This is a genomic window from Flectobacillus sp., assembly GCF_049240685.1.
Taxonomy (GTDB): Bacteria; Bacteroidota; Bacteroidia; order Cytophagales; family Spirosomataceae; genus Flectobacillus.
This window is the reverse complement of record NZ_JBMLSD010000245.1, coordinates 1-1,546: the sequence shown is the minus strand read 5'-3', so window position 1 is coordinate 1,546 and position 1,546 is coordinate 1. Positions and strand designations below refer to the sequence as shown.

Genomic DNA, 1,546 nt, shown 5'->3' with positions numbered 1-1,546 from the left:
TACTTAAATTAATTTTTGAGCTTTCGGCTTTCAGCTTTGGGCATTTGGCAAGAATATTTACTTTTACTAAAACCGATTTTAAACTCTTTGCCTTGTGCCTGTTGCCTGTTGCCTTGTGCCTATTGCCTAATGCCTATTACCTTGTATCTAAAATAAAAAACTTAAATCTAATTTTGTGCAACTATACATCTATTTACCTGATTATGAACAAGGTACTTTAGATTTCTTCAAAACTTGCATTACGCTAAATTATTTGTCTATGACTTTTGCATAAAATACAGGCAAATTTTGATGTTTTGGCAACATTTTTGAATTATTGAAGCCTACAGAGCGCAAGCCGTTTGAATCTTCGTTCGATGATGTCAATAAAATTGTTAAATTTTGTGAATTTGTATTTAACTTAATTTTTAAAGGCTCATAATCTTCTATTTCTATTATCAGAAGTGTATTAGTAGTTTCGGTACGAAGACTGAACTTTCCTTTTACATCTGAGATTGTGGCACGTTCTGTACCGCCCTTAACTGTAACATTTACCCCTTGAATAGGCTGCTGATTGTCGCCATCTAAAATTCTGCCTGTGAGAATTTTTTGTGAAAAAGCAGCATTAGCACCGCATAAAAAAATGAAAAGCAATAAAAGATTTTTCATAAGGCTAAAATATTTTGTTACCAAAAGTGAAATAAAAAAGTCAGAATAGCGAAAATAGCCAATTTAGAGAAGAAAATTAGAATCTAAAGCATATAAAACTTACTTTGTTGATAGAGAAAATCCTATTATCTACAGACTCTCCCTCAACAATTTTCATTAATCAACTGTACTACAATCTATTGCATATTTTGGAAAATCTGCCCCAAAAAATACAGTGTTAATATTTATGAGAAATTTGAACAAACAAGAGTGTACTAAGTAAAATGGCAAACATCACTAAAGAATTTGATAAAAAAGAAGCTATTCTCAATGCAACCTTGGAGCTAGTTTCCAAGCATGGTTTTCACAGCTCTCCTATGTCTGAAGTGGCCAAGCAAGCCAATGTTGCAGCAGGGACAATTTACCACTATTTTAAAAGCAAAGACGAACTCATTTGTGCATTGTATGTAACACTAAAAGAAAGAACCACGCAGCAGCTCCTCAAAAACGATGATCCCTCCAAAAATTATCGGGATAGAATCAGGGCTTTCTACCTCCAAAATTTTCATTACTTTACCAAAAATCCCAAAGAATTTTACTTTTTAGAACAATTTTCAAACTCTCCTTTTCTTTCTCAGATTTCAAAACCTGATTTAACTAAACTAGAACAGCCTATATACGATTTTTTACGAAAAGCAGTCTTTACGCAAGCAGTACGCGATATTCCTCCTAAAATCATGATTTCTTTTGTGATGGGAAGTGTAGGTTCATTGATTAAGCTCCAGTTATCGGGAGAGTTTCAACTCACAAGTTCGGATTTGGAACTGGCCTTTTTTACCTGTTGGGACGGAATCAAAAAACAATAAATTGGTCTTATCCAAAGCTACGGCATAGGAGTTTAAAGGAGGCACTAGGCTAC

2 protein-coding genes are annotated in these 1,546 nt (G+C 33.8%); one reads left to right on the top strand and one right to left on the bottom strand.

Going from position 1 to position 1,546, the window contains the following annotated elements:
- Positions 1-249 precede the first annotated feature (249 nt).
- Positions 250-648 (bottom strand): carboxypeptidase-like regulatory domain-containing protein, encoded by a 399-nt coding sequence (locus ACOVQ4_RS11295; RefSeq protein ID WP_421820748.1) that lies wholly within the window; start codon positions 646-648, stop codon positions 250-252.
- A gap of 263 nt (positions 649-911) precedes the next feature.
- Here ACOVQ4_RS11295 and ACOVQ4_RS11290 point away from each other — a divergent pair, with 263 nt between their 5' ends.
- Positions 912-1,493 carry a TetR/AcrR family transcriptional regulator gene (locus ACOVQ4_RS11290; RefSeq protein ID WP_421820747.1) on the top strand — a complete coding sequence of 194 codons (582 nt, stop codon included), beginning with the start codon at positions 912-914 and terminating at the stop codon, positions 1,491-1,493.
- The last annotated feature ends 53 nt before the right edge of the window (positions 1,494-1,546 follow it).